This is a genomic window from Vibrio rubrogenes (assembly GCF_059641415.1).
On sequence record NZ_JCARSY010000002.1, the window covers coordinates 119,700 to 146,139 of the forward strand.

The 26,440-nt window shown below is 47.3% G+C and carries 23 protein-coding genes, 1 tRNA gene and 1 pseudogene; 15 read left to right on the top strand and 10 right to left on the bottom strand.

Annotated features, from left to right (window positions below):
- Nucleotides 1-12: 12 nt before the first annotated feature.
- Nucleotides 13-1,413 carry a quorum-sensing sigma-54 dependent transcriptional regulator LuxO gene (gene luxO / locus AC55NX_RS02680; RefSeq protein ID WP_496994343.1) on the bottom strand — a complete coding sequence of 467 codons (1,401 nt, stop codon included), beginning with the start codon at nucleotides 1,411-1,413 and terminating at the stop codon, nucleotides 13-15.
- A 262-nt stretch (nucleotides 1,414-1,675) separates the two neighbouring features.
- Nucleotides 1,676-3,706, bottom strand: coding sequence for an excinuclease ABC subunit UvrB (gene uvrB / locus AC55NX_RS02685; RefSeq protein ID WP_496994344.1), 2,031 nt, complete (start codon nucleotides 3,704-3,706; stop codon nucleotides 1,676-1,678).
- 578 nt (nucleotides 3,707-4,284) lie between these two features.
- Here uvrB and AC55NX_RS02690 point away from each other — a divergent pair.
- Nucleotides 4,285-4,360: transfer RNA gene (locus AC55NX_RS02690), tRNA-Asn, on the top strand.
- 113 nt (nucleotides 4,361-4,473) lie between these two features.
- On the opposite strand, the gene AC55NX_RS02695 is transcribed toward AC55NX_RS02690, so the two are convergent.
- Entirely contained in the window at nucleotides 4,474-5,355 is an 882-nt protein-coding gene (locus AC55NX_RS02695) for a LysR family transcriptional regulator (protein ID WP_496994345.1), read from the bottom strand.
- A 97-nt stretch (nucleotides 5,356-5,452) separates the two neighbouring features.
- Between AC55NX_RS02695 and budA the strand changes: the two genes are divergently transcribed.
- From budA to gloA, 12 genes are all read left to right on the top strand, one after another.
- Nucleotides 5,453-6,238: an acetolactate decarboxylase gene (gene budA, locus AC55NX_RS02700; protein WP_496994346.1), complete on the top strand. Its 786-nt coding sequence runs from the start codon at nucleotides 5,453-5,455 to the stop codon at nucleotides 6,236-6,238.
- Between the two features lie 31 nt (nucleotides 6,239-6,269).
- Entirely contained in the window at nucleotides 6,270-7,976 is a 1,707-nt protein-coding gene (gene alsS, locus AC55NX_RS02705) for an acetolactate synthase AlsS (RefSeq protein WP_496994347.1), read from the top strand.
- On the top strand, nucleotides 7,973-8,731 hold the full coding sequence (budC, locus tag AC55NX_RS02710) for a meso-2,3-butanediol dehydrogenase (protein ID WP_496994348.1): 759 nt from the start codon (nucleotides 7,973-7,975) through the stop codon (nucleotides 8,729-8,731). The genes alsS and budC overlap by 4 nt, the downstream gene beginning before the upstream one ends.
- 373 nt (nucleotides 8,732-9,104) lie before the next feature.
- Nucleotides 9,105-9,686 carry an electron transport complex subunit RsxA gene (gene rsxA, locus AC55NX_RS02715; protein ID WP_496994349.1) on the top strand — a complete coding sequence of 194 codons (582 nt, stop codon included), beginning with the start codon at nucleotides 9,105-9,107 and terminating at the stop codon, nucleotides 9,684-9,686.
- On the top strand, nucleotides 9,686-10,288 hold the full coding sequence (gene rsxB, locus AC55NX_RS02720) for an electron transport complex subunit RsxB (protein WP_496994350.1): 603 nt from the start codon (nucleotides 9,686-9,688) through the stop codon (nucleotides 10,286-10,288). Before rsxA ends, rsxB begins: the two co-directional genes overlap by 1 nt.
- Before the next feature lie 8 nt (nucleotides 10,289-10,296).
- Nucleotides 10,297-12,789 (top strand): electron transport complex subunit RsxC, encoded by a 2,493-nt coding sequence (gene rsxC / locus AC55NX_RS02725; RefSeq protein ID WP_496994351.1) that lies wholly within the window; start codon nucleotides 10,297-10,299, stop codon nucleotides 12,787-12,789.
- Complete coding sequence (gene rsxD / locus AC55NX_RS02730; RefSeq protein WP_496994352.1) at nucleotides 12,789-13,835, top strand: electron transport complex subunit RsxD; 1,047 nt, start codon at nucleotides 12,789-12,791, stop codon at nucleotides 13,833-13,835. Before rsxC ends, rsxD begins: the two co-directional genes overlap by 1 nt.
- An 8-nt stretch (nucleotides 13,836-13,843) precedes the next feature.
- The gene (rsxG, locus tag AC55NX_RS02735) at nucleotides 13,844-14,479 is read left to right on the top strand and encodes an electron transport complex subunit RsxG (RefSeq protein WP_496994353.1); all 636 of its coding nucleotides are present in this window, start codon (nucleotides 13,844-13,846) and stop codon (nucleotides 14,477-14,479) included.
- The gene (locus AC55NX_RS02740; RefSeq protein ID WP_059120311.1) at nucleotides 14,476-15,174 is read left to right on the top strand and encodes an electron transport complex subunit E; all 699 of its coding nucleotides are present in this window, start codon (nucleotides 14,476-14,478) and stop codon (nucleotides 15,172-15,174) included. The genes rsxG and AC55NX_RS02740 overlap by 4 nt, the downstream gene beginning before the upstream one ends.
- 66 nt (nucleotides 15,175-15,240) lie before the next feature.
- Complete coding sequence (gene nth, locus AC55NX_RS02745) at nucleotides 15,241-15,873, top strand: endonuclease III (RefSeq protein ID WP_496994354.1); 633 nt, start codon at nucleotides 15,241-15,243, stop codon at nucleotides 15,871-15,873.
- A 16-nt stretch (nucleotides 15,874-15,889) separates the two neighbouring features.
- A complete protein-coding gene (locus AC55NX_RS02750) occupies nucleotides 15,890-16,639 on the top strand; it encodes an FCD domain-containing protein (protein ID WP_496994355.1) in 750 nt (249 codons plus the stop codon).
- Nucleotides 16,640-16,799: 160 nt separating this feature from the next.
- Entirely contained in the window at nucleotides 16,800-17,216 is a 417-nt protein-coding gene (gene gloA, locus AC55NX_RS02755; RefSeq protein WP_059120308.1) for a lactoylglutathione lyase, read from the top strand.
- A 92-nt stretch (nucleotides 17,217-17,308) separates the two neighbouring features.
- Here gloA and motY read toward each other — a convergent pair.
- A pseudogene (gene motY / locus AC55NX_RS02760) lies at nucleotides 17,309-18,118 on the bottom strand (flagellar protein MotY); the annotation flags it as partial.
- A gap of 285 nt (nucleotides 18,119-18,403) precedes the next feature.
- On the opposite strand from motY, the gene rnt reads away from it, so the two are divergent.
- Nucleotides 18,404-19,048, top strand: a complete 645-nt coding sequence (gene rnt / locus AC55NX_RS02765; protein ID WP_496994356.1) for a ribonuclease T — start codon at nucleotides 18,404-18,406, stop codon at nucleotides 19,046-19,048.
- 33 nt (nucleotides 19,049-19,081) lie between these two features.
- On the top strand, nucleotides 19,082-20,410 hold the full coding sequence (locus AC55NX_RS02770; RefSeq protein ID WP_496994357.1) for a Na+/H+ antiporter family protein: 1,329 nt from the start codon (nucleotides 19,082-19,084) through the stop codon (nucleotides 20,408-20,410).
- 128 nt (nucleotides 20,411-20,538) lie between these two features.
- Here AC55NX_RS02770 and purF read toward each other — a convergent pair whose 3' ends face one another.
- The 6 genes from purF to truA all read right to left on the bottom strand — a co-directional run bounded on the left by purF (nucleotide 20,539) and on the right by truA (nucleotide 26,367).
- Nucleotides 20,539-22,053, bottom strand: a complete 1,515-nt coding sequence (gene purF / locus AC55NX_RS02775) for an amidophosphoribosyltransferase (RefSeq protein ID WP_496994358.1) — start codon at nucleotides 22,051-22,053, stop codon at nucleotides 20,539-20,541.
- Between the two features lie 37 nt (nucleotides 22,054-22,090).
- Nucleotides 22,091-22,582, bottom strand: coding sequence for a CvpA family protein (locus AC55NX_RS02780; protein ID WP_059120305.1), 492 nt, complete (start codon nucleotides 22,580-22,582; stop codon nucleotides 22,091-22,093).
- A gap of 62 nt (nucleotides 22,583-22,644) precedes the next feature.
- Complete coding sequence (locus AC55NX_RS02785; protein ID WP_496994359.1) at nucleotides 22,645-23,181, bottom strand: SPOR domain-containing protein; 537 nt, start codon at nucleotides 23,179-23,181, stop codon at nucleotides 22,645-22,647.
- 6 nt (nucleotides 23,182-23,187) lie between these two features.
- On the bottom strand, nucleotides 23,188-24,450 hold the full coding sequence (gene folC, locus AC55NX_RS02790) for a bifunctional tetrahydrofolate synthase/dihydrofolate synthase (RefSeq protein ID WP_496994360.1): 1,263 nt from the start codon (nucleotides 24,448-24,450) through the stop codon (nucleotides 23,188-23,190).
- Nucleotides 24,451-24,486: 36 nt separating this feature from the next.
- On the bottom strand, nucleotides 24,487-25,401 hold the full coding sequence (gene accD / locus AC55NX_RS02795; RefSeq protein WP_496994361.1) for an acetyl-CoA carboxylase, carboxyltransferase subunit beta: 915 nt from the start codon (nucleotides 25,399-25,401) through the stop codon (nucleotides 24,487-24,489).
- A gap of 162 nt (nucleotides 25,402-25,563) precedes the next feature.
- Nucleotides 25,564-26,367: a tRNA pseudouridine(38-40) synthase TruA gene (gene truA, locus AC55NX_RS02800; protein WP_496994454.1), complete on the bottom strand. Its 804-nt coding sequence runs from the start codon at nucleotides 26,365-26,367 to the stop codon at nucleotides 25,564-25,566.
- Nucleotides 26,368-26,440: the final 73 nt, after the last annotated feature.

The window sequence follows — 26,440 nt, forward strand, 5'->3', positions numbered from 1 at the left end:
TTTCACTCATATCTATGCTTTCTCTTCTGCATTCCAAGATTGTAATTTACGGTAAATGGTTGAAGGGCTCACTTCTAGGTAGCCTGCAGCTTTCGGAATATTCCCTTCACATGCATCAATAGCATTTTCAATTGCCATTTTTTCCGTCATCCATAGGGGAAAGATTTCATGGACTGAAGGTTTCCTTTCTTCCATCATCGGCTGAACCAAACGGAGATAGCTCTCTTTCGGTTGATTCAATGGCGGTGGTAACATACTTAGCGTGATTTCTTTTCCCTGATTCAACACCACCACATTACGCAAAACATTCTGCAACTGGCGGACATTGCCCGGCCATTCGTACTGCCTGAATCGTTCCACGACTTCAGCGGCAAGGCGAACAAAATCTTTCTCTTCTTCTTTGGACATATATCCGAGCAAGGAGTAAGCGATTTCGATAACATCGTCACCACGCTCCCGAAGCGGTGGCAGATGAAGCGGGATCACATATAAACGATAGTACAAATCTTCACGAAAGCGACCTTCCTGAACCTCTTTCCACGGATCACGGTTTGTCGCACACACAAAGCGAACATCGACACTTTTCATTTTTGATGAACCGACTTTCTGGAATGTACCGGTTTGGATGAATCGCAATAATTTAGTCTGTAAGTCTAAATCCATCTCACAGAGCTCATCCAGAAATAGTGTCCCGCCATCAGCAAGCTCGGCAGCACCCTGCCGATCAGTTGCGGCTCCGGTAAAAGCACCTTTGACATGACCAAACAGTTCACTTTCAATCAAATCTTTCGGAATCGCTGCACAGTTAATGGCAATGAAAGGTTTATCACCCCGTCGGCTGGCAGCATGAATAGCTTCAGCACACACTTCTTTCCCCGTACCACTTTCTCCAGTAATAAAAATACTGGCTTTACTCGCGGCCGCAGAGTCAATGGTCCGATAAACCGCTTGCATGGTTTGACTACTGCCGATGAATCCCTGATAGTTTTGGCTGCGCGGATCATCGGAATCGCTTTTAATTTTTGAAGCTTTACGAATCGCATTATTCACCGTGACTCGTAATCGGTCAGCTTCGCATGGTTTAATTAAAAAATCCTGAACACCGTAGCGCATAGCTTCGACAGCCGTATCAATTGAGCCATGAGCAGTCATGAAAATGACGGGAACATCGGGATATTTCCGTTTCACTTCATGTAGAACATCCATCCCTGTCATATCAGGAAGACGTAAATCGAGCAGAATCAGATCGGGTTCTCTTTTTTCAAGACTCTCTAACGCCTCTTTCCCCGTACCGACAATGTTGATGTCAATATCCAGAGGCTCAAGATAGGTGCGATACAGCACAGCAACAGACGCTGTATCTTCAACCATCAGCAGATATCTACTTTTTTGTGGTAACTGTTCCGATTGCATAAATTAGCCAACTTAAATTGCATTTTGCACAATGATCGCATTGAGAATTGCATATTGCAAATATTTTTTCAAAAAACCTTGAAACAACCTCTCAAAACAAGCATTTTAACATTCTAAAGTTGGCATAGTATATGCTTATAGTAATATTGACCCTAACGGGTCACCTAGCCAACTGACGTTGTTAGTGAATAAAGTTATTCACATTCTGACAGCCAATAGATTATTTTCTATTGGCTATTTTTTTATCGATATATCTAGTAGTCTAGCTGTTGATGATAAATTGTTCGCGAAGTTTCTCGATTTCATCCCGTTTTTGCGCTGCCTGTTCAAATTCAAGATTCTGCGCATATTGGTACATTTGTGCTTCCAGCTTACTAATCTCTTTCTCGAGCTGCTGCGGAGTGAGAGCACCATATTCAGAGTCAGGTTCGGCAACTTGAGACAACGGCCGCTGCGGTGCTTTGCGCTTCTGTCTTGATTTGGCGATATCCCCGATTTCCAGAATATCTTTGACATCTTTGCGCAATGCTTGAGGCTCAACTCCCATTTCTTCATTATAGCGCTGCTGTTTTTCACGACGACGGTTGGTCTCATCGATTGCCCGCTGCATAGAACCGGTTACCCGATCGGCATACAGAATCGCTTTGCCACGAAGGTTTCGGGCTGCACGTCCGATGGTTTGGATCAAAGAGCGTTCGGAACGTAAGAATCCTTCTTTGTCTGCATCAAGAATTGCGACTAAAGAAACTTCCGGCATATCCAGCCCTTCTCGCAATAAGTTAATCCCCACCAGCACATCAAATTCACCCAAGCGGAGATCGCGAATAATTTCGACCCGCTCAACCGTATCAATATCGGAATGCAAATAACGCACTTTGACATGATGCTCTTGCAGATATTCGGTTAAATCTTCAGCCATCCGTTTGGTTAAAGTCGTCACCAATACCCGCTCATTTTGCGCACTGCGAAGATGTATTTCAGATAATAGATCATCAACCTGAGTGGTAACCGGACGAATTTCCAGTTCCGGATCCAATAATCCTGTGGGTCGGACAACCTGTTCCGCAATCTCGCCACCAGACTTCTCTACTTCATAAGCACTGGGCGTGGCAGACACAAAAATCGTCTGGGGCGCTAACGCTTCAAACTCTTCAAATTTTAACGGCCGGTTATCCAAAGCCGAAGGCAACCGAAAACCAAATTCAACCAAGGTTTCTTTTCTGGATCGGTCTCCTTTATACATCGCGCCGATTTGAGGTACCGTCACATGAGATTCATCAATGATGAGAATGCCATCGTGAGGTAAATAATCGAATAATGTTGGTGGCGGCTCGCCTTCATTTCTGCCACTCAGATAGCGGGAGTAGTTTTCAATGCCGGAGCAGAACCCCAACTCATTCATCATTTCGACATCAAATTGCGTACGTTGGGAAATACGTTGTTCTTCCAGCAGTTTATTGTGTTCAATAAAGTAAGCTTGTCGGGTTTTCAGTTCTGCCTTGATCTGTTCAATCGCGTCGAGAATCCGCTCTCTGGGTGTAACGTAATGAGTTTTCGGATACACAGTGTAACGGGGCAAATCTTTTTGGATGACGGCACCGGTCAGTGGATCAAACAAACTGATTTGTTCAATTTCATCATCAAACATCTCCACTCGCACCGCTTCACTTTCCGATTCAGCCGGGAAAATGTCGATCACTTCACCACGTACCCGAAACTGACCCCGTTCAAACCCAACCTCATTTCGTGAATACTGTAATTCCGCTAAACGCCTGAGCATAGCCCGCTGATCAACCACATCTCCCCGACGCAAGTGGAGCATCATTTTCAAATAGGAGTCCGGATCACCCAGACCATAGATAGCCGAAACAGAGGCAACAATAATGGCATCTTTTCTTTCCAGTAATGCCTTAGTGGCAGATAACCGCATCTGTTCAATATGCGCATTCACAGACGCATCTTTCTCAATAAAAGTATCGGTTGTCGGTACGTAAGCTTCCGGTTGGTAATAGTCATAATAAGAGACGAAATACTCGACCGCGTTGTGAGGGAAAAACGCTTTCATCTCACCAAACAACTGGGCTGCCAGCGTTTTGTTTGGTGCCAGAACAATCGTCGGACGCTGTGCCTGAGCAATCACATTAGCCAATGTAAATGTCTTTCCCGACCCCGTCACACCAAGTAATGTTTGATGTGCCAGACCGGCATCCAACCCTTCAAGTAGTTGCTGAATCGCTGCCGGCTGATCTCCGGAAGGTTGATACGCAGAAACCAGTTCAAATGCTTTACTCATCTTTCCCTCTGCATCATCTTATGAGTCATCATCATCGACTCCTTCCACGACAGGAGATGTGGAAAGAAATATTTCTTATTGTCGCTGTCTTCCCAACGAAGTAGCAAGAAGTTATTTTACAAAACAAATCACACTCTCCTAAAATGATCTGGCTATCTGAAAAATGTTTTGATATATTGCCTACCCTCGCGAAAAAATCATTCTTTCCCTCAAAAAAACAATCCACTAGTTTTCCCCAATCTCGGTACATAAGTTAACATTTCACGTGTTTGATTATCATTCTCATTACATTCATGGATGCTGTGAATAAATAAAAAAATGCTTTTATTACATTGAGATAGAGACAAAAACAATCCGAATTTCAATCCTGATTTGCTCGATAAAAATGCTCCTTTAGATTTAATCAACTTTCATCAACACACTTATCCACAAAATTAGTGGATAAGTAAATAAAGCCTTAGAGCCGCAAGGGCTACAAAAAAGTAAAGTATTTTTTCTGCTGTTTTCGGAACTTTTTTTAGTGCACAGAGATTGACACATTCAGTCAGGATAAGTACCATCCATCCCGCTTTTACAATTCCCCCTTAGTTCAGTTGGTAGAACGGCGGACTGTTAATCCGTATGTCGCAGGTTCGAGTCCCGCAGGGGGAGCCAAATTTAGAAAAAGACGCCCAAGGGCGTCTTTTTTTGTCTCCAAACCCTGTGATTTCGAATTGCTCACATCGAATCACCGACGTCCACACCAAATCTTGATCGTCTCCTTGTCATCACCCGTCTGGCTGACTGATCTTTGCCACCACCTTAAGCACTTGCTTATTGAGATTGGATGATTCCCAAGCGACCACGATCCGGCTGGAAAACTTTATATCCTCGACACTCGCAACTACCACAGAGTTATCCAGATGCTCGACCAGTGAATACGGCACAATCGCAATGCCTAGTCCGGCCTGCGCCATCGCGATTGTCGTACGCAGCTGTGGTGCAGAAAAATTTGGTTCGAGCCGTATGCCGGCATCTGCGAAAAGTGTATTCATACAATCAAACAGAGCGGGCCCGGTTTCACGTGGGAACAGTAAAATCTTTTGCTCCCGGAGCTGTTTCATCCGGATACGCTTAAACTGCGCTAATGCATGAGTAGTAGGAATCACCGCCACAAACGGATCATCAAACAGCAGCCGGCGCTCAAAAGACTCACTGGCGTAACAAGGCAGACGCATAATCGCAATATCGAGCTGTTTGCTCCTCAACTGAACAGCCAGATCCGACATCGGCAGCTCAGCCGTCTTCAGGTTGAACCCCTCACTCTGAAGACGGCCCATTTTTTCCAGCACCTGAATGGAGGTTGACGTTGAAGTTGCGAACCCAACTTTTACTTCGGTATTTTCACCACGGGCAATCTGTCTGACTTTCGCTTTTGCCCGTTCTACATCCGCGAGAATATTCACCGCATCAGCGTAAAACACTTCCCCGGCCTGAGTCAGTTCCACCCCTCTGGATAGACGTTTAAAAAGGTCTACGCCCAATTCATGTTCCAGCTTTTTAATCTGCTGACTCAGTGGCGGCTGTGCAATCCCAAGTTGTTCAGCAGCCCTTGTAAAATGGCGCGCCCGGGCAACAGCAACAAAATACTTCAGGTAACGGAATTCCATATTTTTTCCATATCAAAATAAATCTTTTTTATATTGGATTTAGTACGGTAAAGAAGTCAATCTAAATATACACTTGATTGCACAACTGGATTAACTCATGCGCGGATTCTATAACCCTCAGTGTGACTGTTCGCTCGATATAGCGAAAGAATTTGCTGAATATCATCACGTGACCAATGATGGTGAAATTTTTCAGACTTCGCTGATGAGCGCCCTGATTGCTGGCGTTTACGAAGGCTCGACAACCGTAGAACAGTTACTGAAACACGGCGATTTTGGTTTGGGAACATTCAACCAACTCGATGGTGAGCTCATTGCTTTCGATAAGCACGTTTTTCAGCTCAAGTCTGATGGCTCAGCCAATCCGGCTGACATGACACAAAGAACCCCTTTTGCAGTCATGACTTTCTTCAAAGCAAATATCGAGCTACCACTGACATCACGGATGTCTCGTGAAACCGTCCATCGGCTGATCGATGACATGATTCCAAGTGACAATGTGTTCTGTGCATTACGCATTGATGGCGTTTTCGACTTTGTCCGCACCCGCACAGTACCCAAACAAAGCCGACCCTACCGACCCATGCTTGAAGTTGTCAAGGAACAACCCACCTTCCGTTTCACACAAAAACAAGGCGTCATCGCTGGATTTCGCAGCCCCAGATACACCACTGGTATCAATGTTCCCGGCTATCACGAACATTTCATTACCGATGACCGTCAAGGCGGCGGTCACATTCAGGATTACCGTATTTCATCCGGATTCCTCCAGATTGGCAAAGTGTCACGACTCGTCATCGATACACCGGCTTCTACGGAGTTTCTCAGTGCTAATCTGGCTCCGGAAGATATTCGTACCGCCATCGAAAAGGCGGAAAAATAACAATGTCAGGCAAAATAATAAGGACAAAAAAATGCAATCCAAACCTTCAAACAAAAACGGGGCTCAGTTGATTGCTCAGCAACTGGAGTCCCTCGGTATTAAATATATTTTCGGAATTCCCGGAGCCAAAATCGATCGGTTGTTTGATGCAATTGAAGACACCCGTATTCAGATGGTTCCAGTACGTCACGAAGCCAACGGTGCCTTTATGGCCGGTGTCGTCGGTCGGCTCACCGGCAAAGCCGGTGTCACTCTGGTCACCTCAGGTCCCGGCTGTGGCAACCTGGTATCCGGTGTCGCCACTGCAAACTCAGAGGGCGATCCACTGATTGCCATCGGTGGAGCAGTCAAACGAGCTGACCAACAGAAGCAAACCCACCAAAGTATGGATACGGTCAGTATCTTTCGTTCGATCACTAAGTTCAGTGCCGAAGTCCAACATGTAGATGCTGCCAGTGAAATCATAGCCAACGCATTTCGCATTGCCGAGTCAGGCCGCCCGGGGGCTTGCTTCCTCAGCTTGCCTCAGGATGTTTTAGCCGAGCAGACTCAGACTGACATCATTGTTCCTTCTGGGCGCATTCAACCCGGTTGTGCTGACATTACTGCGCTTGAAGAAGCTGCGCACCGAATCGACTCCGCTCAACGCTGTGTGGTTTTGCTCGGCCTGCATGCCAGTCGTAGCGAAAACGCAGCTGCGATTACCCGCTTTTTGCAAAAAACGCATTTACCGGTTGTCGGCACTTATCAGGCCGCGGGAACCGTTGATATCAACTATTACCATAACTTTGCCGGTCGGGTCGGTTTGTTCAACAATCAGCCCGGAGACGTACTGTTACGCGATGCTGATCTGATCCTCACCATCGGTTTTAGCCCGATAGAATATGATCCCGAGTTATGGAACAGTCAACGCTGTCCGGTGATTCATCTTGACATTGAATCGGCCGAGTATCAGCTCAACTACCAACCATGTGTGGAAATCGTCGGTGACATTGCCCAATCATTAGATCAGATGAGACATCGCATCTCTGACTATTCCCGCCTCTCTCCAATGGCAATGTCAGTCTTGGAAGAGGTGGCTCAGCAACGCCAGATCATCAGAACTTATCCGAATGTATACAGCCAACAGGGCTTCCATCCACTGACACTGATCAAAGCGATGCAATCGATCATTGCGCCGGACACGACACTCTGTCTCGATATGGGTAGTTTTCATATCTGGATTGCCCGCTACCTGAGTTGCTTCCGCGCTCGTCAGATGCTCGTCTCCAACGGACAACAAACTATGGGCGTCGCACTGCCATGGGCGATTGGTGCCAGTCTGCTGAAACCGGGCAATAAAGTCGTTTCTGTTTCCGGAGACGGTGGCTTTATGCAATCGAGCATGGAGCTGGAAACCGCGGTCAGACTGAAATGCAACATTCTCCATATTGTATGGGTCGACAACGCCTACAACATGGTTGAAATGCAGGAAGTGAAAAAATATCAACGCTTCTCTGGTGTGAAATTCGGCCCGATCGATTTCAAAGCATATGCCGAATCATTCGGTGCCAAAGGGTTCGCAGTGACCAGTCAATATGAACTGGCTGATACCCTGAAACAAGCCATGGACGTTGAAGGCCCGTCGGTCGTGGCCATCCCTGTCGATTACAGCGACAACTACAAACTGATGTTGCCGCGCACGGCAAAGAATCAGGATCCCGTTTTTATGAATCATTTTGAAGGAGAACTCGTATGAGAGGCTTACACAACAAGGTTGCCTTGGTCACAGGTGCCGCCAATGGGATTGGTCTGGCTATTGCAAAGCGCCTCTACGCAGAAGGGGTAAACATTGCCTTAGCGGACTGGAATGAAGAACAGCTTGCTAAAGCGATTGAAGATTTTGATAAGCAACGCGTCTCCGCTTACACCATTGATGTGTCCGACCCAGACAAAGTGGAAGCGCTGATTGCCAGCGTAGTCGCCCGTTTCGGAAAACTGGACATTCTGGTCAACAATGCCGGTGTACATGTTCCGGGGTCTGTCATTGAAGGCAGTGTCGATGACTGGAAAAAGATTTCTTCAGTCAATATTGACGGCGTGGTCTATTGCGCTAAATTTGCTTTACCTGAATTGCTGAAAACCAAAGGTTGCATGGTGAATACCGCTTCCGTTTCCGGCTTAGGCGGCGACTGGGGCGCAGCATTCTACTGTGCCAGCAAAGGTGCCGTCGTGAATCTGACCCGGGCGATGGCACTGGATCACGGTGCCGATGGGGTGCGCATCAATGCCGTCTGCCCTAGTCTGGTGAAAACCAACATGACCAACGGCTGGGCACAGGACATTCGCGACAAATTCAATGAGCGAATTGCATTGGGGCGAGCTGCAGAGCCGGAAGAAATTGCATCTGTGGTCACTTTTCTAGCGAGCGACGACGCCTCTTTCATTAACGGTGTCAACCTACCGGTAGACGGTGGTGCCACCGCGTCTGATGGTCAGCCTAAAATCGTGTAAACATCAAACCGACAGTTCAGTGAAAAGGACAGTTCAGTGAAAAGCGTTACACCGCAAAGCTGAACTGTCGTAATCTCATCCTGCGACGGGTAACGGCACATCGTGACTCTGTGCTGCATATTCGACATCTTTGCCCGGCGTGACCGACCGCGGTCAAAATATCCCCGTTAACAGCCCAGCGCTTTTTTGAACGGTCTTCTCCCCATAATGCCTATCCCTGATGAACGCCTGTTCCGGAAACAAAACCCGCTATTGAAAGTACGACACAATGACAAAAGGCCGGGGCATCGGAAAAACCATAGACTTCCTTGGTTGTTATTCCGTATATAAAACTGGATAATAAGAGGATCATTAAAATCACAAGCGGCAAATTATGACCGAATACCTTTTGTTGCTAATCGGCACTGTACTGGTAAATAACTTTGTACTGGTTAAATTCTTGGGCTTATGCCCATTTATGGGTGTGTCAAAAAAACTGGAAACGGCAATCGGCATGGGTCTGGCAACGACCTTTGTGTTAACTCTGGCGTCGGTTTGTTCCTACTTGGTTGAAAGTTACATTCTCTCACCACTGGGTATCGACTACCTACGCACAATGAGTTTCATTCTGGTGATTGCAGTGGTCGTTCAGTTCACGGAATTGGTTGTGCATAAAACCAGTCCGACACTTTATCGTCTGTTAGGCATTTTTTTACCTTTAATTACGACGAACTGCGCTGTACTGGGCGTTGCCTTACTCAACATCAACGAAAATCATAACTTTATCGAGTCGGTCATTTATGGATTCGGTGCTGCGGTCGGCTTTTCTCTGGTATTGATTCTGTTTGCATCAATGCGTGAGCGAATCAATGTCTCTGACGTTCCAACACCATTTAAAGGGGCGTCCATCGCGATGATTACCGCAGGGCTGATGTCGCTTGCTTTCATGGGCTTTACTGGACTGGTTAAACTGTAATGAACGTCATTCTCATTGCCATCATTGCACTGGCTGTGCTCGCTGCGATTTTTGGCGCAATTCTCGGTTATGCATCGATCCGCTTTAAAGTTGAAAGCGATCCGATCGTTGATCAAATTGACTCGATTCTACCGCAAACCCAATGCGGTCAATGTGGGTATCCGGGCTGCCGTCCATACGCAGAAGCAATAGCCAACGGTGATGACATCAATAAATGCCCTCCCGGAGGTCAGGCAACGATTGAAAAGCTGGCTGACTTGATGGGCGTGGATGTTCCTGAACCTGCCCACGATCTGAGCGATGCGGTCAAACGGGTTGCTTTTATTCATGAAGATATGTGTATCGGCTGTACCAAATGTATTCAAGCCTGTCCCGTGGATGCGATTGTCGGTGGTACCAAAGCAGTCCATACCGTCATTAAAGACGAATGTACGGGCTGCGATCTTTGTGTGGCGCCCTGCCCGACAGATTGTATTGAAATGATCCCGGTTCAACCAACACCTGAAACATGGAAATGGCAAATGAATGCAATTCCAGTCGTTAATGTGACCGAAACAAAGACGAACGAAGACGCTTCCTTATCTAACCATAATCACAACTAGAGACTGATATGCTGTCATTAATCGAACAAATTAAATCAGGCCGGTTATGGGATTTCCCGGGAGGTGTCCATCCACCGGAAAATAAACATCAATCTAATCAAACGTCACCGGCAGTGGCAACGCTCCCAGAAGAGTTGGTGCTTCCGCTGAAGCAGCATATCGGTAAACCGGGAGACTTACTGGTATCTGTCGGTGATTCTGTCTTAAAAGGGCAACCGCTGACTCGATCAATGTCCGTTTTTCATCTGCCCGTTCACGCTCCGACATCCGGTGTCATCACCGCGGTCGAGCCGCGGACAACCGCTCACCCTTCGGGTTTACCGGAGCTCGCGGTCGTCATCCAACCGGACGGTCAAGAAACATGGTGCCAACACACCGCTTATCCTGATTATCATTTACACGCTCCGGAAGCCTTGATTGATATGATTCGTCAAGCCGGAATTTCTGGTATGGGAGGCGCAGGTTTCCCGACCGCCAAGAAAATACTTTCAGGGCTGGCTCGAACGGAAATCTTAATCATTAATGCCGCTGAATGTGAGCCTTACATCACAGCAGATGATGTGCTGATGCAGCACTATGCGCGGGAAATTATTCAGGGGATAGACATCCTCGCCCACATTTTGTCCCCGAAACTCATTATTATCGGTATCGAAGACAATAAACCGGAAGCAATTCGTGCACTGGAAACCGCGGCAACCGACAAAAATATCGTGATTCGAGTCATCCCGACCAAATACCCTTCCGGGGGGGAAAAACAGCTCATCAAGATACTGACTAATCTTGAAGTCCCGGCAGACAAGCTGCCGGCCGATATTGGACTAATGGTGCAAAATATTGGTTCTGTTTATGCGATTCAGCGTGCGATTATTCACGGAGAACCACTGATTCAGCGGCTCGTGACACTGACAGGTGCCACATTTGAACAACCACGTAACGTCTGGGCATTGATAGGTACCCCAATCCGCCATCTGCTGGAAACTCACCATTATCACCCTGATAAGCGGTTACCACGCCTGATTATGGGCGGGCCAATGATGGGCTTTACGCTCCCGCATGCCGATGTGCCGATCACCAAAACCACCAACTGCATTCTCGCGCCAACCCGAAAGGAGATTTCACCGACCCGGCAAGAAATAGCCTGTATTCGCTGCGGTCAGTGTGCTGATGTTTGTCCGGCATCTTTGCTGCCTCAGCAACTCCAATGGCATGCAAAAGCTGAAGAATATGATAAATGCGAGACGCTTAACCTCAAAGATTGTATCGAGTGTGGCGCATGTGCTTATGTCTGCCCGAGCGAGATACCACTCGTCCAATATTATCGTCAGGCCAAAGCTGAAATCAGAACCCGGAGACAAGAAGCCGAAGCCGCCGAACGAGCCAGAATTCGTTTTGAAGAGAAAAAAGCCCGGATGGAACGGGAGAAACAAGAAAGAGAAAATCGCTTCAAACAAGCTGCCGATAACCGTCGTCAGGCTATGGTCAAAGAAAATGGCGGGCAGGATGCTGTCGCAGCTGCGATTGAACGGGTGAAGTCTAAAAATACACAGGCGCAATCGGAGGCTAAACCGGCGGTGGCAGCAGCAATCGCCCGAGCCAAAGCGAAACAAGAAGCAGCCCGTCAATCAGGGGCCGATGAGCCGGATAATCGTGAAATGATGCAGCTCCGCGAGGAGCGCAAACGTCAAGCCAGAGCACGTAAAGCAGCAAAAGAAGCCGACCTAAGCCCAGACACTTCGGCAGCAACAGAGCAATCAATGACAACAGGGCAAGACAGTGGCGGCTCTCAGAAAGCCGCGGTTGCTGCAGCGGTTGCCCGTGCTAAAGCCAGAAAAGCGCAGCAGCAAGCACAACCGCAATCAACAAGAGAAGCGGACGAAACACCACCCGCTGCAAACGCCCCAACATCCGAAGCCGCCGATACGCCGCCGCAGGATCCGAAAAAAGCCGCAGTCGCTGCAGCAGTTGCCCGCGCCAAAGCCAGAAAAGCGCAGCAGCAGGCACAACCGCAATCAGCACAAGAGGCCGACGAAACATCACCTACTGCAAACGCCCCGGCATCCGAAGCTGCCGATACGCCGCCGCAGGATCCGAAAAAAGCCGCGGTCGCTGCAGCGGTTGCCCGCGCTAAAGCCAGAAAAGCGCAGCAGCAGCAGGCACAACCGCAATCAGCACAAGAGGCGGACGAAACATCACCTACTGCAAACGCCCCGGCATCCGAAGCCGCCGATACGCCGCCGCAGGATCCGAAAAAAGCCGCGGTCGCTGCAGCGGTTGCCCGCGCTAAAGCCAGAAAAGCGCAGCAGCAGGCACAACCGCAATCAGCACAAGAGGCGGACGAAACATCACCTACTGCAAACGCCCCGGCATCCGAAGCTGTCGATACGCCGCCACAGGATCCGAAAAAAGCCGCGGTCGCTGCAGCGGTTGCCCGTGCCAAAGCCAGAAAAGCGCAGCAACAATCACAATCATCATCCGCGTCTGATACGGAGGAAAAAGAGTAGTGGCATTTTTTATCGCAAGTTCTCCGCACACGCATCAAAAACGCAGCACTTCAGACTTGATGAAGTGGGTTGCAATTGCTGCTTGCCCCGGGCTAATCGCCCAAACCTATTTTTTTGGTTGGGGCACATTCATTCAGCTCATTTTCGGCATCATGGTCGCGGTCGGACTGGAAAGCCTGATCATGAAAATACGTCAGCGTTCTCCCGTTGTCGCTCTCAGAGATTACAGTGCATTAGTCACAGCTTGGCTGCTCGCGGTTGCGATTCCCCCACTAGCACCGTGGTGGATTATGGTCATCGGCTTAATTTTTGCCATTGTGATTGCCAAACAGCTCTATGGTGGTCTCGGGCAGAATCCGTTTAACCCGGCAATGATTGGCTATGTGGTATTATTGATCTCTTTTCCTGTCCAGATGACCAGTTGGCTTCCCCCACACTCGCTGTCTGCGGAAAACACTTCATTATCTGACGCCCTTTCAGTCATTTTTAGCGGATTTAATGACCGCGGACTTTCCCTGCAACAGCTGCGGCTCAGTGTCGATGGTGTCACCATGGCGACCCCGCTCGATGCGATCAAAAACGGGTTCCGGACGGGCCATTCAATGGCTGAGGTGTTAACACACAAGCAATTCGGTACCATTGCCGGAATTGGCTGGGAATGGGTCAACTTTGCTTATCTGCTCGGTGGTCTGTTACTGATTCGGGTCCGCGTGATCCAATGGCATATTCCGGTCGCTTATCTCACCGGACTAATTGTCATCAGTAGTCTGTGTCAACTGCTTGGTGTCGAAACGACCACATCGCCATTGATTCATCTTTTTTCCGGAGCCACGATGCTCGGTGCATTCTTTATCGCAACCGACCCGGTTACAGCTTCAACCACTGTCAAAGGCCGCCTGTTCTACGGTGCATTTATCGGTGTGATGATCTTTATTATCCGCAGCTGGGGAGGATATCCTGACGGGATTGCTTTTGCTGTCATTCTCGCCAATATGTGTGTACCGTTGATCGACTACTACACACAACCAAGAACCTACGGACACTGAGGGGCACGATGTTAACTGCAATACGAAAAAATGGCGTGATCCTCGCAGTTTTTGCCTGTGTATCAACAGGCGTGGTTGCGATCACCCATTACTTGACCCAAAACAGAATTGAACAACAGGAACAAAAACAACTCCTCACGATTTTGGCTCAGGTTATTCCCCCCCAAACCCACGATAATGTCCTTTCAGGGGCGTGTACTATTGTGGATATTCCCTATTTAACCGGGCAACCGACACTTCATGCCTATATTGCCAAGCAAAATGGTATGCCAACGGGGCTAGCGATTGAAACCATCGCTCCCGATGGTTACAACGGGGCAATTAAACTGATTGTCGGGGTGAATAATCAAGGTGTGATTACCGGAACTCGCGTTCTTGTTCACAATGAAACACCGGGTCTCGGAGATAGAATTGATCGCCGTATCAGCGACTGGATACTGTCATTTACCGGTCAACGGGTGACGGCTGAAAACGAATCACAGTGGAAAGTGCGTAAAGATGGCGGGCAGTTTGATCAGTTCACCGGCGCAACTATCACGCCAAGAGCGGTGGTGAAAGCCGTCAAGAAAATCACACAATTCGTTGATCAAAACCGAGAGCAGCTTTATCGTCAACCTTACAATTGTCACGGAGGCCAATCATGAGTCAATCACAAGTATTGATGAAAAACGGTTTGTGGAACAATAACCCCGCCTTAGTCCAGTTGCTCGGGTTATGCCCGCTGCTTGCGGTATCTTCAACAATTACCAACGCGCTGGGGCTGGGAATCGCTACTCTCGCGGTACTGGTCAGTTCAAATGTTACCGTTTCTCTGGTCAGAAACCATGTCCCGAAAGAAGTCCGAATTCCAGTATTCGTAATGATCATCGCGGCACTTGTAACCTGCGTACAACTGCTGATGAATGCATTTGCATTTGGTTTGTACTTGTCATTAGGGATTTTTATTCCGCTGATCGTCACCAATTGTATTATTATCGGTCGAGCTGAAGCATTCGCGTCTAAAAATGATGTCCTGCCCTCGGCGTTGGATGGGTTTTGGATGGGAACGGGCATGACCAGCGTACTGGTTGTCTTAGGGGCTATTCGAGAACTCCTCGGCAACGGGACACTGTTCAACGGTGCTGACCTTTTATTGGGAGAGTGGGCCAAAGTTCTCCGGATAGACGTATTACATCTGGACAATAGCTTTTTGCTCGCACTACTCCCCCCGGGCGCATTTATCTGTGTTGGTTTTTTGATTGCACTCAAAAGCTGTATTGATAAATATCTGGCTTCTCGTCAACCAAAACAAGCCAAACCGCAGATTGAGAGAGCCAGGGTCACGAAAGTGACTCAATAATCACAACCACTGAATCAATGGCATGACACCTCAGCCATACTTATTTCAACTGGAAGCAACAGCGTCATGAATAAGCAAAAGCGGATCGAAATTCTCGAACGACTACGGGAAAATAATCCCAACCCACAAACTGAACTGAATTGGAATACCCCCTTTGAGCTCCTGATTGCTGTACTGCTTTCAGCTCAGGCGACTGATGTGAGCGTCAATAAAGCGACCGATAAGCTATATCCAGTTGCCAATACACCGCAAGCGATTCTGGCACTGGGGGTTGATGGGCTGAAAGAGTACATCAAAACCATCGGCTTATTTAATTCTAAAGCTGAAAACGTCATCAAAACCTGTCGGATTCTGCTCGAAAAATATCAGGGTGAAGTACCGGAAGACCGGGATGCGCTGGAATCACTGCCCGGTGTCGGACGAAAAACAGCTAATGTGGTCCTCAACACCGCTTTTGGCTGGCCAACCATTGCCGTTGATACCCATATCTTCCGTGTTTCCAACCGAACCAAATTCGCATCGGGGAAGAATGTGGACGAAGTCGAGCAGAAGTTACTGAAAGTCGTTCCGAGAGAATTCAAAATCGATGTTCACCACTGGCTGATTCTGCATGGGCGCTATACCTGTGTCGCCCGCAAACCACGCTGTGGCAGTTGTATTATTGAAGACCTGTGTGAATTTAAAGATAAGACCGAATAATCAAAGAGATGGCTCTATGAACACTTCGATGACACCCCCGAAACGTCTTTATCAGGAAATCGGCCAGATTCTGCAACAACGGATCCTTTTCGGGGAATTTAATCTCGGTGATCGTTTGCCGCCGGAAAGAGACATTGCCGAAGCCATGCAGGTCAGTCGCTCCGTAGTCAGAGAAGCGATTATCATGCTTGAACTGCAAGGATTGGTAGAAGTACGCAAAGGTTCAGGGGTTTATGTCATCGCCCTATCCACTCAGACTCAGCAAAATCCGCCATCACCCCAACCGAAAATGCGCTCGGATATCGGACCATTCGAACTGTTGCAAGCTCGTCAGATCATTGAGAGCCAGATTGCAAGTTTTGCGGCTATGAACCTCACCAAAAATGATTTTTCGAAGCTTCGGGAAGCCTTGGATATTGAACGGAAGCAGTTAGAAACCGGCCATGGCGATTATGATGGCGATGAACAATTCCATCTGGCCGTCGCACACGCTTCACAAAATAGTGTGTTATACGATATTGTCCGGGATCTCTGGCAACGGCGAGATGAAAGCCCGATGTGGCGTCAGCTTCATGTCCGTATTACCAATGAAAACTACCGGAGTGCCTGGCTGGAAGACCATGAGAAAATTCTGTTTGCCCTGCAAAGACGTTCGCCCGAAGCTGCAAGAGATGCAATGTGGCAACATCTTGAGCATGTTAAACAGACTTTATTTCATTTATCGGATGCTGACGATCCGCAATTCGACGGGTTTCTCTTCCGGTGAGTCAACGTGTTCATCTGTTCGACTCATTATGCTTAGCGCCCATCATGACTGGCATATCAGTGCCATTTGCGCTTATCTGCCATGTTCTTTAAACTGATACAACTGCTCGTCATCAGATGAGCGACTCAAAAATAATATCCAGTCATTTCAGGAGTAAGCAATGTCCAACAATCGAATTTTACATACCATGTTACGTGTCGGAGATTTAGAACGCTCAATCAAATTTTATACCGACATCATGGGAATGAAATTGCTACGTAAAAATGAAAATGCGGAATACAAATATACACTCGCGTTTGTCGGCTATAGCGATGAGTCAGAAGGTGCCGTCATCGAACTGACTTACAACTGGGGCGTTGAAGAATATGATTTAGGCAACGCCTACGGCCATATTGCAATCGGTGTTGATGATATCTATCAGACTTGTCAGCTGATCAAAGATGCCGGTGGTGATGTCACTCGCGAACCGGGCCCCGTTAAAGGTGGCACAACGCATATCGCGTTTATCAAAGACCCGGATGGTTACATGGTGGAATTAATTCAGAATAAACAGGCGAGTGCCGGTCTTCAAGGTTAATCAACGCAGTAGACTGGTTGTACTGCTTGCCACCGAGACGGACAAGATACAACAGGCAGCTGAGTAAGCTGCCTGTTTTTTTATGGTGGGAATCATACTTGTGTGCGGCCTAACGAAATCACCACGCGGCGGTTCTTTTCTTTACCAATCGGAGTCATGTCATTGGCAATTGACCGACGTTTACCATACCCTTCTACCTGAATCCGGTTTTCCGGTAGTCCCAGCGATTTAAAATAGTCACGCAGCACTTCTGCGCGTTTTTCTGACAGGCTCTGACTTTCATTCTTTGAACGCGAACCATCGGTATAAGTGGAAACTAAGACCAGATCGATATCCTGATTATAGCGAATATATTCAGCAATCTGCGCCAAACGCTTCTGCGATGCTTTATTCACCTGCACACTATCTCGATCATAATGCAAAATCGTAAACGAAATATCTTCGAAACTATACGGTAACAAACGACTGAGACAGTTACTAAAATCATTGAATTTACTAAGGAATAAAACCGAAGACAATGAGACCTCAATCAAATGGTCCCGATCTTGCCACTCCTCATAGCTGAACGTCGGATTCCGTCCCTTCTCCAGCTCACTGAGTAAATTCCAGGCTAACTGACCACCGATATAACCATCAAACTGTTTGAAAAACTTCAAATGCGAGACAGATTCCGCTTTATCTCCCGGACGCCATGCCGGTGGCATCGACACCAGAGACACATTTCGGGTTTCCCCCATCGGACGTAACATCTTCAATTCAAAATCGAGATTCAACTTCTTACTTGCCCGGGAAGAAAACTCAGCATTACCGTAAGACGGGATCGGATGGACAAGCCGACATTCAAGCGGCGTATCAGACACCATTTCCCATTTTGACTGTTGAGGCGTTGCCACATAATGCTTTTGCATCGCATATCCGACACTTCCCCAGAGACTCAAAATCGTCCCCAAACTGGCAATCAACCCATACTTTATAGACATGCTATTCTCTCAAACATCTGGTTCCCGAACAGACAACCGAAGTGGCAACCTCTTGCCACATCACGCTGGAACATGAAAGGAAATGCAAAAACCTCGCCACTCTTGCGTGGCAATCCATGACTCTCAACATTTTAATCAATATCTGCGGTTTTTATCAGGCGTATAATCTGCAATAATGCGAGCCCTGATATATAGGTTATGGTCAAAATGACGGAAGTAAACAACATACAGCGTTTAAAAAATCGCTTTCGGGGATATCTGCCCGTTGTCATCGATGTCGAGACAGCCGGTTTTAATGCAGAAACAGATGCGCTCCTTGAGATTTGTGCCATCACACTCAAGATGGATGACGAAGGACAGCTTCAGCCGGCAACCACGCTCCATTTTCACATCGAACCATTCGAAGGTGCCAATCTGGAAAAAGAAGCGCTGGAATTCAATGGCATTTATGACCCATTCAGCCCGCTTCGAGGGGCAATCAGCGAAATGGAAGCCCTGAAAGAAATCTATAAACAGGTGCGTAAAGAACAAAAGGATGCCGAATGCAGCCGGGCAATCATTGTCGCTCATAATGCAACGTTCGATCATCGCTTCGTCATGGCAGCCAGTGAACGCAGCCATCTCAAACGGGTTCCTTTTCATCCCTTTGCCACATTTGATACCGCCACCTTAAGCGGCCTAGCCTATGGGCAAACAGTGCTCGCAAAAGCCTGCCGTGCCGCAGGGATCCCATTTGATAATAAAGAAGCTCATTCAGCGCTTTATGACACCCAGAAAACTGCGGAACTTTTCTGTGGGATTGTCAATAAATGGCAGGCATTAGGCGGCTGGCCGCTATCAGAAGAAAATTAACCTTAATTCAAAATACTACAACACGAGAATTGTATGAACCCTGTCGTTATTTCAGTCTGTATCATGCTGATACTTGCACTACTTCGTGTGAACGTTGTCGTCGCACTAACATTTAGTGCGATCATTGGCGGACTTGTTTCAGGAATGAGCCTGAATGAATCCGTCGCAGCGTTTGAAAGTGGCCTTGGTGGCGGAGCGACTATTGCACTTAGTTATGCCATGCTTGGTGCATTTGCTGTTGCCATTTCTAAATCCGGCCTCACTGATTTAGTCGCTCATATGGTCATTCGAAAAATTCATGGCAAAGAACAGCAGGAAACACAGACCGGATTGAAATATGCGGTATTGATCGCACTCATTCTGGTCACCATGTCTTCCCAGAATATTATTCCGGTCCATATCGCGTTTATTCCCATTCTGATTCCACCACTATTGGGGGTTTTTGCCAAACTCAAATTAGATCGCCGTCTGATTGCCTGCATTCTCACATTTGGCCTCATTACCCCTTATATGGTCCTTCCGATAGGCTTCGGAGGCATTTTCTTAAAAGATATTCTGCTGAAAAACCTCCAGGGGAATGGCTTGGTCAATGTCACGGCAAGCCAGATCCCAACCGCAATGCTACTGCCCGGTGCAGGTATGGTCGTTGGACTTTTCATTGCGGTTTTCTTTAGTTATCGCAGACCCAGAGAATATCGTAAAACTGAATTGACCAAGGTTCATCATAATCAGGAACATACCATTAATGGCCGATATATTCTGACGGCAGCCATCGGCATTGTTGCCGCCCTGAGTGTGCAGTTGTTCACTGGCTCGATGATTATCGGGGCACTCACCGGCTTTATGGTGTTTACCTTTGGTGGCGTTATCGCCTGGAAAGAGACCCATGATGTCTTTACCAAGGGTGTTCACATGATGGCAATGATCGGCTTCATTATGATTGCAGCCGCTGGCTTTGCCGCTGTAATGAAACAGACCGGTGGGGTCGAATCGTTAGTTGCCTCACTCTCTCATAGTATTGGTGACAATAAGCCATTGGCAGCCTTGCTGATGCTGGTTGTCGGTCTGTTAGTCACTATGGGGATCGGCTCTTCATTTTCGACCATTCCAATTATTGCAACGATCTATGTCCCGCTGGCGGCAGCTTTCGGTTTCTCACCGATGGCAACAATTGCATTGGTTGGCACAGCCGCAGCATTAGGCGATGCTGGCTCTCCGGCTTCTGATTCGACACTTGGCCCGACATCCGGGCTCAATGCAGACGGACAGCACGAACACGTCTGGGAAACCGTTGTCCCCACGTTTATTCACTATAATATCCCGCTGATTATCTTCGGCTGGATTGCTGCGATGATTCTGTAGTTGTCTCATCAACTTTAATGGTACTGAACGATTCAAGTGAATAACGAATCGATCGATAAAAAAGGCTTCCATGAGGAAGCCTTTTTAATGTCAGCAAATTTTATTCTGAACGGTTACAACGGAAAAACTCAGTTTTCTTCATTATAGAGTTCGAGACTTGCCAGCTCTTGCTGGATCTCTTTCTGCTCTTTGGCGTCATCATTTCTCATCGCTTCCAGATAGTCCAGATAGTCCTGATCGATATCACCAGTCACATACTCACCGTTAAAGACCGAGGTTTCAAAGCGACTGATATTCGGATTCCCGATACCAACTGCACTGACGAGATCTTCAATCGTCTGGAAAATCAATGCGTCCGCACCGATTTGACGGCAGATGGATTCATTATCCCGGCCATGAGCAATCAGCTCATTGGCACTTGGCATATCGATCCCATAAACATTCGGGAAACGAATTTCCGGAGCAGCAGAAACCATATAAACTTTTCTGGCGCCAGAATCGCGAGCCATTTCGATAATCTGTTCTGATGTTGTACCGCGAACAATCGAATCGTCCACCAACAGAACATTTTTATCTTTAAACTCAGAGCGAATAGCATTGAGCTTTCTACGTACCGATTTACGACGTTGCTGTTGGCCCGGCATGATGAATGTCCGGCCAACATAACGGTTTTTCACAAACCCCTGACGATACGGCTTATCGAGTGCCTGTGCGATTTGCAGGGCAATATCACAAGAGGTTTCAGGAATCGGAATCACAACATCAATATCGAGTTCAGCATAATCCTGTTGAATTCGCTCACCCAGTTTTTTGCCCATTTCGACCCGAGCACTATAGACAGAGATCTGGTCGATGAAAGAGTCCGGACGCGCAAAATAAACGAATTCAAAAATACATGGATTCAACTGAGGATTGTCAGCACACTGATGTGTATAGAGTTCACCTTCAAAGGTGACGTAAATTGCCTCACCCGGTGCGACATCCCGCATAAACTCAAATCCAACCGCATCCAATGCAACAGACTCAGAAGCGACCATATACTCAGTTCGTCCGTCAACATCGCGTTTGCCCAAACACAATGGACGGATGCCGTTTGGATCCCGGAACGCGATCATGCCATGCCCGATAATCATCGCAACAACGGCATAAGCCCCTTTAATCGTACGGTGTACACTGGTAACCGCTCTGAACACATCTTCTGCGGTCACATTCCCTTTAACCGTATCAATTTCATGCGCCAGAACATTCAACAACACCTCAGAGTCAGACGTTGTATTGACATGACGGCGATCTTTCTCAAATAACCTATCCCGGACATACTGGGCATTGGTGAGATTACCATTATGAGCCAGTGTGATACCAAACGGTGAGTTAACATAAAAAGGCTGTGCCTCGGATGCACTTGAACTCCCCGCTGTCGGATAACGGACATGTCCGATGCCAACCGTTCCTTGAAGGCGCTGCATATGCTTTGCAGCAAATACATCTGTAACCAATCCATTTGCCTTACGCAGACGAAAACGATTGCTATCTATGGTACAAATACCTGCGGCATCTTGACCGCGATGCTGCAACACGGTCAAAGCATCATAGATGGACTGGTTGACAAGCGTTGAACCAACAATTCCAACAATACCACACATGTCTTAATCCTCGATTTGCGACATTATACCGGCCGATTTATACCGCGCCGGTAAGAAAACTAGATGATGTTTTCAAATGTTCGAAAAACTGCACAATAATCCACCGAAATTGTGGCACTAATTGTGAGTTTTCCCACCATTTTGAACTTGGAAACGCGGTAAACGCATCCATAAAAAACAGAACCGCAGCAATGATCAGAACGCCTCGGAGTCCGCCAAACACCACCCCAAGAACCCGATCAGTCCCTGAAAGCCCTGTTTTTTGTACAAGCTGGGCAATAACATAATTCACCAATGCCCCAACGATTAATGTTGCAATAAACAACGTTGCAATCGCGGCACCATTGCGAAACATGTCATCCTGAATATTTGTATAATAAACAGCCAGCTTTGGGTAATAGTGACTTGCAATAAAAAATGCAAGCAGCCAAGTTCCCAGTGACAATGCCTCTTTCGCAAAACCGCGAATCAGGCTGATCAGTGCTGACAGGCCAATCACACTTAAAATGACAATATCTAACCAGTTCATACATTCACTCATTCTAAGATGGCGCGCATTCTAACAGAAAAAATAGCGACGCAAACGTTTTCTTACGGATTTAACGGTTTAAATTTGAGCAACTGACCCTTCGCTCCGGTAATTTTTTCCAATTCCGCCAGTTGTCTTTCCATTTTACTTTTTGAAACATCAGGCCCGATAATTACACGTGTATAGCCATTTTCCTGTTTGGTGTGTGCCTGATAACCCCGTTTTTGCAAGTCTGCCACGAGTTTTTTCGCATTGTCGCTATTCTTAAGTGCCATCAACTGAATAATCCAACCACTGCTTTGGAAGTCATCTGACTCAGACGATGCCTGAACGTGGACAGAAACCGCATCATTCGATGATGTCGCATTCGCGTTTTCGTCCGCCGCAACAGGTGAATCAGGCAAAGAAAGCTGAGCGGTTTCCGGCTCTAAAATTTGGTACTGTTCCGTTTCTTGATCAACATCGGGCTTCAGTGGAATACTGGCAACATCTTCTTTATAGTGTGATTTTTGTCCGTCCAGAATATCCGGAAGAATAATGACACCAAGTGCAACCAATACAACGGTTCCAACTAAACGACTTTGGAATCGACTTGCCATCTCTGTTTACACTCCTCGTTTGTTCCAAAAATCCAAAACTTCTCCAACCGTGTGAAACGAACCCGCGACGATAATCGCATCATTTTCACCTGCTCGTGTCATCGCAGCTTTAAAAGCCTGAACGGGTGATTCATAGGTTTGACTAGGAACGGGAATATAGCGATTCAATTCACTGGCAAAAGCAGCTCGGGGCCCGGTCAGAGAAGCCGGATACCAGTGGTCAACAGCCGGCGATAACGCAGCGATCGTTTCCTGAATATCTTTGTCATGTAACATGCCGATAACCAGATGGATTGTTTTATCCGATAAGCGCTGCTTTATTTGTGATGCCAGGTAGTAGGCAGAATGTGGATTATGTGCAACATCGAGCATGATGACAGGCTGCTGGCTAATCAACTGCATTCTGCCAGGCAGGGTGGCACACTTTAATCCCTCAACAATATCCATATCACTGATATCTAACCCAGCACACCCCAGCGCCATTAAAGCGGTTGCAGCATTGGGTAACGGTAATTGTGGCTTCGGTAAATCGCGGAGGTCAAAAGCACCATGCTGCCAATGCCATACATCTTCTGTAACCTGATAATCAAATTGAATACCAACCTGAAAAAATTCCGCACCAATTTCATCAGCATAGGCAGCAACGGTCGCCGGTGGATGAGGTTCACCACACACAGCTGGCTGACCGGCCCGAAAAATGCCCGCTTTCTCGTATCCGATCTGCCCCAAATCATTCCCCAACCAATCAACATGGTCGATAGCCAAACTCGTAATGACCGAAACATCATGATCAACGACATTAGTCGCATCTAGCCGTCCGCCTAAGCCGACTTCTAGAATCGCAACATCAACTTGCTCTTCTTGCAGTAACCGCAATGCAGCCAGCGTCCCGAACTCAAAAAAGCTCAGGCTCGTCGTGCCACGCTGTTTTTCGATAAAATCAAATGCGCGCGTATGGTTTTCATCGGCTAAAACTTTGCCATTGATCCGGACACGTTCGTTATAACAAATAAGATGCGGGGAACTATAGACGCCTACCGAGTACCCAGCAGCAAGCAGGATAGCTTCGAGAATCGCACAGGTAGAACCTTTACCATTCGTGCCGGCAACCGTAATCACGGTTGGTGCAGGTTTTGAAAGGTTGGCTCTCTGAGCCACGACCTGAACGCGATCAAGGCCTAAATCTATGGATGAATGATGGATACTGGATAAATAATCAAGCCACATCGATAACGAAGATGCGGCTTGTGGCATAGCGTTCTGACTCATTAAACAAGCATAGTATTGAGATATGGGAGAACTACTTTACTCTTTTTTTTCGGCTTCTGGTACCGCATAAACGCTATCATTTCCGGATTCTGTTGCCTGTGCTGGGTAATTCATCATCTTACCCAACAGGCTTGCAACCTGAGAGCGCATTTCGCGGCGGTCAACGATCATATCAATTGCACCGTGGTCCAGGAGGAACTCACTGCGCTGGAATCCTTCAGGAAGGTCTTCACGTACTGTCTGCTCAATCACTCGGCGTCCTGCAAAACCAATAACCGCTTTCGGTTCACCAATATTAATGTCACCGAGCATCGCCAAACTCGCAGAAACGCCACCCATAGTCGGGTCAGTCATCACGGAGATAAACGGTAATCCATTTTGGGATAAACGTTCCAGCGCTGCACTGGTTTTCGCCATTTGCATCAGAGACATTAACGCCTCTTGCATCCGAGCACCGCCACTGGCAGAAAAACAGATCAAACCACACTTGGCCTCGATCGCTGCTTCTACGGCTTTCACAAAGCGTGCGCCAACCACAGACCCCATTGACCCCGCCATAAAGGAAAATTCAAACGCACATGCAACAAGAGGATAACCGTAAAGTTCCCCTTTCATGACGACCAAAGCATCTTTCTCACCACTCGTTTTCTGCGCGGCCGCAAGTCGCTCTTTATAACGTTTTGAATCTTTGAATTTTAGTTTGTCCTGCGGTTCCAGCATCTCACCGATTTCTTGACGATTATTTTCATCAAGAAATTTTTCCAGACGGCGACGAGCGCTCATCCGCATATGGTGATTACATTTTGGGCAAACTTCTAAATTACGTTCTAACTCAGCATAATAAAGGACTTGTTCACAAGACGTACATTTTGTCCAAACACCTTCAGGAATCGATGCTTTTCGCGAACTGACAATATTGCTTTTCTCTAAAATCTTTTCAAGCCAACTCATGTGGAAGACCCTTACTCCTCTCTCTTACAACGGCAAGAGAAAATTATTCGACAATAAACACCCAAAGGATTAAATCACATAAACCTCTGCATGTTGATAAAAAACTGGTTGTACCTTCGTGAAACGACGCTACAACGCTCTGATCTTATGATTTGAATCCGACTAGCGCGATTCGTTCAATGTATCAGGTAAAAATAACGGACCAATCGGTTGCGCCGGTAAATTGAATACTTGCGGATACTCGACTTCAACCAAATAAAGTCCCTCTGCTTTTGCTGTTGCCGCAGCCAGTTTCCGATCTTTCGCTGCTAATAGCCATTGAATCCATTCGGGCTCTTGCTCACCTCTGCCGACAGCAATTAAGCTCCCCGCGATATTTCTGACCATATGGTGTACAAATGCATTCGCTTTAATATCAATCACAACATAACGATTGTGACGAGTCACTTGCAGATGCATGACATTCCGCCACGGGCTGCGAGACTGGCAATGCACGGCTCTGAAAGAGGTAAAATCATTTTCTCCCAGTAACAACTGCCCGGCTCGATGCATCCTTTCAACACATAAATCCCCATGATAGTGGCTGACACCGGCCGACAAAATGGCAGGTCGCAAATTATCATTGTATATCACGTATCGATAACGTCGCGCTGTCGCTGAAAAACGAGCATGAAACGAATCAGGAACGCCCTGTGCCCATCGCACAGCAATATCTTGAGGTAAATTGGCATTCACACCCATCGTCCATGCTGCAGTTTTTCGCTGAACCTCAGTATCAAAATGGACAACTTGCCCGGTACCGTGAACACCAGCGTCAGTTCGACCTGCACACTGAACCTCTATCGGATGGTTTGCAACTTGGCTCAGTGCTTTTTCCAAAGCTTCCTGAACGCTAGGGACTTCTCGCTGCCGCTGCCAGCCATAATAATGAGCGCCATGATACTCAACACCTAAAGCGATTCTCATCATCTACTTCTCTTGTCAAACAGGGCCGGCAGTATAATCGTAAATTGAAAAAATTTCTAATGAACAACAAGCG